This window comes from Streptomyces sp. NPDC054840, assembly GCF_053611065.1.
The window spans coordinates 1-5535 of sequence record NZ_JBSGZP010000504.1; the positions used below are offsets into that span (position 1 = coordinate 1).

At 72.7% G+C, this 5535-nt stretch carries 6 protein-coding genes; 2 read left to right on the top strand and 4 right to left on the bottom strand.

The annotated features are described in order from the left end of the window. Window positions 1-43: 43 nt before the first annotated feature. Both dapD and ACWGIU_RS28025 read right to left on the bottom strand, forming a co-directional pair. Window positions 44-1024, bottom strand: coding sequence for a 2,3,4,5-tetrahydropyridine-2,6-dicarboxylate N-succinyltransferase (gene dapD / locus ACWGIU_RS28020; RefSeq protein ID WP_453710340.1), 981 nt, complete (start codon window positions 1022-1024; stop codon window positions 44-46). A 9-nt stretch (window positions 1025-1033) separates the two neighbouring features. Further along, entirely contained in the window at window positions 1034-2308 is a 1275-nt protein-coding gene (locus tag ACWGIU_RS28025) for an MFS transporter (RefSeq protein WP_453710342.1), read from the bottom strand. A gap of 68 nt (window positions 2309-2376) precedes the next feature. On the opposite strand from ACWGIU_RS28025, the gene ACWGIU_RS28030 reads away from it, so the two are divergent. Continuing rightward, a complete protein-coding gene (locus tag ACWGIU_RS28030; protein ID WP_453710344.1) occupies window positions 2377-3285 on the top strand; it encodes a winged helix-turn-helix transcriptional regulator in 909 nt (302 codons plus the stop codon). On the opposite strand, the gene ACWGIU_RS28035 is transcribed toward ACWGIU_RS28030, so the two are convergent. Both ACWGIU_RS28035 and ACWGIU_RS28040 read right to left on the bottom strand, forming a co-directional pair. Next, window positions 3276-3827, bottom strand: a complete 552-nt coding sequence (locus ACWGIU_RS28035; protein ID WP_453710346.1) for a TetR/AcrR family transcriptional regulator — start codon at window positions 3825-3827, stop codon at window positions 3276-3278. The genes ACWGIU_RS28030 and ACWGIU_RS28035 overlap by 10 nt on opposite strands. Further along, window positions 3827-4147, bottom strand: a complete 321-nt coding sequence (locus ACWGIU_RS28040) for a DMT family transporter (RefSeq protein WP_453710348.1) — start codon at window positions 4145-4147, stop codon at window positions 3827-3829. The genes ACWGIU_RS28035 and ACWGIU_RS28040 overlap by 1 nt, the downstream gene beginning before the upstream one ends. 266 nt (window positions 4148-4413) lie before the next feature. On the opposite strand from ACWGIU_RS28040, the gene ACWGIU_RS28045 reads away from it, so the two are divergent. Beyond that, a partial coding sequence (locus ACWGIU_RS28045; protein ID WP_453710350.1) for a hypothetical protein occupies window positions 4414-5535 on the top strand: 1122 nt, incomplete at its 3' end.

Here is a 5535-nt window from a genome sequence, read left to right on the forward strand (position 1 = left end):
GGTCCCGGGAGGGCGCCCGTGTGCAGGCTTACGCGTCGGGGCGTCAGTTGTGGCTGTGCAGGACCTCGTTCAGGCCGCCCCAGGCCGCCTTGTACGGGCGGGCCTCGACGGCGCCGGTCACCGAGTTGCGGCGGAAGAGGATGTTGTCGGCGCCGGAGAGCTCCAGGGCCTTGACGATCTGGCCGTCCGGCAGGGTCACCCGGGTGCCCGCGGTCACGTAGAGGCCGGCCTCGACCACGCACTCGTCGCCCAGCGCGATGCCCACGCCCGCCTCGGCGCCGATCAGGGTGCGCTCGCCGATCGAGATGATCTGCTTGCCGCCGCCCGAGAGGGTGCCCATGGTGGAGGCGCCGCCGCCGATGTCGGAGCCGTCGCCGACCACGACGCCGGCGGAGATGCGGCCCTCGACCATGGAGGTGCCGAGGGTGCCGGCGTTGAAGTTGACGAAGCCCTCGTGCATGACGGTGGTGCCCTCGGCGAGGTGCGCGCCGAGCCGGACGCGGTCCGCGTCGGCGATGCGCACGCCCTTGGGCGCGACGTAGTCCGTCATCCGCGGGAACTTGTCGATCGAGGTGACCTGGAGGTGCAGGCCCTCGGCGCGCGCGTTGAGGCGGACGGTCTCGACCTGCTCGACGGCGACCGGGCCCAGCGAGGTCCAGGCGACATTGGTCAGCAGGCCGAAGACGCCGTCGAGGTTCTGACCGTGCGGCTTGACCAGGCGGTGACTGAGCAGGTGCAGGCGCAGGTACGCGTCGTGCGCGTCCAGCGGCTTGTCCTCCAGGGAGGAGATGACCGTGCGGACGGCTACGACCTCGACGCCGCGGACCGCGTCCGTGCGGATCGCCTTGGCCGCGGCGGCGCCCAGCAGCTCCACGGCCTGGTCGGCGGTGAGGCGCTCGGTGCCGACCGGGCCGGGCTCGGCGACCAGCTCGGGGGCGGGGAACCAGGTGTCGAGGACGGTGCCGTCGGCGGTGATGGTGGCAAGTCCGGCGGCGACGGCGCCGGTGGTACGCGTAGCAGTCATATCCGAAACCTAACCGGCGACGGCCTTCGGTCGCGAACCGGTCTCATGTGACGGTCGGGCGGGTCGCGCCGCGTGCCGGGCCTGCCGGGCCTGCGCGCCCAGCAGCGCCGCACCCGCCCCCGCCGCCAGCACCGCGCAGAGCGGCCACAGCAGCGCGGGTGCGACGGAATACAGGGCTCCGCCGAGCGGCGGCCCTAGGACGACCCCGCTGACCGAGACGCCCGCGTACAGGCTCTGGAACCGTCCGATGGCGTGCTCGGGCGCCTGGTCGGCCATGTAGGCGGTGGCGGTGGTCTTGTAGAGGATCTCCCCGAGGCTCAGCAGGATCATCATCACCACGGCGCCCGCGATCCCGGCCCCCAGGAGCAGCGCCGCGTACCCGGCCCCGACGAGCACCATCCCGGTGCCGATGACCGGCAGGGCCGGCCGCTCGCGCAGCGCGACGGCGGCGGGCAGTTCCAGCAGCAGGATCACCCCTCCGTTGAGGGCGATGACGAGCCCGAAGGCGCGCGCGTCCAGGCCGTGGTCGGCGAGGAAGACGGGGAAGGTGGAGTACTGCTGGCGGTAGACGACGTCGGTCACCAAGATCGCGCCGAGCAGCACCAGTACGGCGGGGCGGGCGCGCAGTTCGCGCCACAGGTTCTGTTCGCCGCGGCCCGGACCCCCGTCCCGGGCCGCCGCAGGGGTGGGGGAAGCGCCGCGGGCCGGGACGACCCGCGCGGTCCAGAGGGCGAAGAAGAGCGTGCCGATGCCGTCGCCGACGAAGAGCCAGTCGTAGGAGAGGCCGGTGGCGATCAGGGCGCCCAGCGGCGGCCCGAGGGTGAATCCACCGTTGGAGACGCAGCGTACGAGGGCGAAGGCCTGGCGGCGGGCTCCCTCCGGGACGGTCACCGCGACCAGTGCGGAGTTGGCGGCCCGGATCACGCCGGAGGCGTACTGGGCCACCGGCAGGGCCACGTAGAGCAGTGGGGTGGGCAGCAGCGGAAGCGCCGTCAGGGCGAGGCCGCCGAGGGCGGAGGCGGTGAGCAGCACCCGGCGGTGGCCGAAGCGGTCGCCGTACCAGCCGCCGGTGAAGTTGCCGGCGACCAGCCCGATGCCGCCGAGGCCGACGACCAGGCCGGCCTGGGCGGCGCCGAGGCCGCGCGGGCCCGTCAGGTAGAGGAAGACGAAGACGAAGGTGAAGCTGACGACGGCGTTGACGAAGACCCCCGCAGCCAGCAGCCACACAACCCTCGGTATGTCCTTGAACCCCTGCAGCACACCCGTGTCCCCCCTGCATTCCACGAGTCAGTTCCCTTTAGGAACTGACTATGTCAGCATGGCAGCCTTGGGTCAACGGACAAAGGAGTGCCATGGCCCAGCGCACACACTTCGACGACGCGGACTGCGCCATCGCCCAGGCCCTCGACGTGGTGGGCGACTGGTGGACGCTGCTGATCGTGCGCGACACCGCGCGCGGTCTGCACCGCTTCGACGAGCTCCAGCGCGAGCTGGGGATGTCCCGCAAGGTGCTGGCGGAGCGGCTGAAGCTGCTCGTCGAGGCCGGGGTGCTGTCGCGCGAGCCGTACCAGGAGCGTCCGGTGCGGCACGAGTACCGGCTCACCCCGCGCGGGCGGGGGCTGCTGCCCGTCCTGGTGGCCCTCCAGGACTGGGGAGACACCTGGGTCCTGGGAGAGGGAGAGATGACGGCGACGACCGACGAGGCCTCACGGGAGGCGGAGCGGGTGCACGCGCTGCGCGGTACGCGGGTGCCGCCACTGCTGCTGCCGGACCGCTTCGGCGGGCTGAGCGACCCGGTGGCGGACAGCCCGTTCACGGTCCTGTACTGCTTCCCGGGCGCGTACGCGCGCGCCGAGTCCTACCCGCCCGGCTGGGCCGGGATCCCGGGCGCCAAGGGCTGTACGTTCGAGTCGTGCACCTACCGCGACCAGCTCGCGGAGTTCACCGCCGCCGGCGCCACCGTGCACGGGGTGTCGAGCCAGCGCCCGGACGAGCAGCGGGAGTTCGCCGAGCAGGAGCGGCTGCGGTTCCCGCTCCTGTCGGACGCGGACCTGGCGCTGACGGCCGCGCTGCGCCTGCCGACGTTCCGCACGGCGGGCACGAGCCGGATGAAGCGGCTGACGCTGGTCATCGACCACGACCGCACGATCCGCGAGGTGATCTACCCGATCCAGGACATCGAGGCGAGCGTGCGGACGGCTCTGACGGCGGTCCGCAGCGCTTCCACGGGCGCGACCGCCGCGGACCCCGCTCAGCCCTGACGCATGATCCGCCGCAGGACCTCGTGGGCGTACGCCTCGTCGTACGGGGCGTCCGTCAGCAGGACCTGCAGGCCGATCCCGTCCATTGCCGCCACCAGCGCCCGCGCGGTCACCGGGTCGGTCCGCGGGGTCAACGCCGCCGACACCGCCTCACGCCACTGCGCCGCCACCGGCCGCAGCGCCGGACGGCGCAGTGCCGCGAGGTAGAGCTCGTACTCCAGCTCGACCCGGCCCCGGTTCGCCGCCAGGGACTCCCCGAGCTGCCGCGCCAGGACCCCGGCGAGGTCCGCGTCCGGGTCGGCCCGTGCGGCCGAACGCGCCACTGCCCGCGCGAGGCCCTCGTGGGTCTGGCGCAGCGCGGCGACCAGCAGGTCGTCCAGCGTCTTGAAGTGGTACGTCGTCGACCCGAGCGGTACGTCGGCCGCCGCGGCCGCGCTTCGGTGGGTCAGCCCGGCGATGCCCCGCTCGCCCACCACGCGGAGCGCGGCGTCGATGATCCGCTGCCGCCGGTCCGGGTCGTGGCGCCGCACGCCCGAGGGCATCAGTGGGCCCCGCCGAGATTCAGCAGGATGACGCCGCCGATCACCAGGGCGATCCCGGCGATCTTGGCGGCGGTGGCCGCCTCCCCCAGGAACACCATGCCTATGGCGGCGATCGCGGCGGTGCCGACGCCCGCCCATATCGCGTACGCCGTGCCGACCGACATCGACTTCAGCGTCTGTGCGAGCAGGGTGAAGGCGATGGCGTAGCCCAGCAGGGTGCCCAGCGACGGCCACAGCTTCGTGAAGCCGTCGCTGTACTTCATGGCGGTGGTTCCGGCGACCTCGGCCGCTATGGCCGCGGCAAGCATGACGTAAGGCATGCGTACGACTGTACACATCGATGTGTACGCCCGTACGCATCCACGGGAACCCACTGCCATGCTCCTGACATGCTGATATACGGTGTGCCTTCGCCGGGGGAACGAGAAGACGGAGCACACGCATGACGCAGAACGCAGGGTGGGGATCCACGGGGGCAACCGGGCCGGGAGGCCCGGGGGGCGCGCCGCAGTGGGGAGGGTGGGCCCCACCGCCACCGCCGCAGCCCGGGGCGGTACCCCTGAAGGCCCTGGGCCTCGGGGACGTCGTGAGCGCCTCCTTCGCCACGATCGGCCGCCACTGGAAGCAGCTGGCCGGCGTGATGCTGGCCGTGCTCGGCCTCTGTCTGCTGGTCATGGCCCTGCTGGCGGGCGTCGCCGTCGCCGCGGTCTACGACCACATCGAGCCGGTCTTCGACCCGCCCTACGGGCAGGACCCGGCGGCCGAGCACCTCATCCCGATCATCGTCGCCGGCGCCACGCTGTTCGTGCTGCTGTTGGCCGTGGGGCTGCTGAGCATGGCCATGCTCACCGCTGTGTGCCCGGCGGTCCTCCAGCAGGCGGTCCTCGGCCGGCCCACCACCTTCCGCGCGATGTGGCGCACGGCCCTGCGGCGGACTCCCTCCGTCCTGGGCGCGCTGCTGCTCACGGGGCTGATCGCGGGCGCTCCCGTGCTCGCCGCCGTGGCGGTGTGGATTCCGGTGATGGTCGTCTCCGTCTCCGGCGACGATCCGTCACCCGCGGCCCTGGTCGTCCTGCCTCTGCTCCTGCTGCCCGCCATCCCGGTGTCCGTCTGGCTCGGGACCCGGCTCAGCCTGGCCCCCGCCGTGGCGGTCATGGAGAAGGCCGGCCCCGTGACCGCGCTGCGCCGCTCGGCCGCGCTGGTCAAGGGCGACTGGTGGCGGATCTTCGGCATCACCCTGGTCGGCAGCATGATCGCGATGAGCATCGCCTACCTGATCCAGATGCCCTTCCAGCTCGTCGGCATGTTCGGGATGATCCCGCTCATGGCGGAGGCGGGCGAGGGGGCCGAAGGCGGCGACCCGTCGACGGGCATGATCGTCGCCCTCGTGTTCGGCTTCCTGTGCATCATGGTCGGCGCCGGCGTGAGCCAGATGTTCCAGACCGGGTACACCCAGCTGTTCAGCAGTCTGCTGTACGTGGACCAGCGGATCCGGCGCGAGAACCTCGCCCACGCCATCCTCGCCGAACTCGCCGCGCAGGCCCCCGGCACCGGCACCGGACCCGCGCCCACGCCCACGCCCGCGGACACGGACACGCTCGCGAACACGCTCACGGACGCCGACGCACCCACCCTCGCGCACCCGGACCGGCCGGAACCGCGACCCGAAGCGGAGCCGGACACGCTGCCCGACACGCCGACGGACGAC

Excerpts from the sequence above, each read along its gene's own strand:
- ACWGIU_RS28030 (WP_453710344.1), top strand. The coding sequence starts at position 2,377 with ATGGCCCAGCGCACACACTTCGACGACGCGGACTGCGCCATCGCCCAG.
- ACWGIU_RS28040 (WP_453710348.1), bottom strand. The coding sequence starts at position 4,147 with ATGCCTTACGTCATGCTTGCCGCGGCCATAGCGGCCGAGGTCGCCGGA.
- ACWGIU_RS28035 (WP_453710346.1), bottom strand. The coding sequence starts at position 3,827 with ATGCCCTCGGGCGTGCGGCGCCACGACCCGGACCGGCGGCAGCGGATC.
- dapD (WP_453710340.1), bottom strand. The coding sequence starts at position 1,024 with ATGACTGCTACGCGTACCACCGGCGCCGTCGCCGCCGGACTTGCCACC.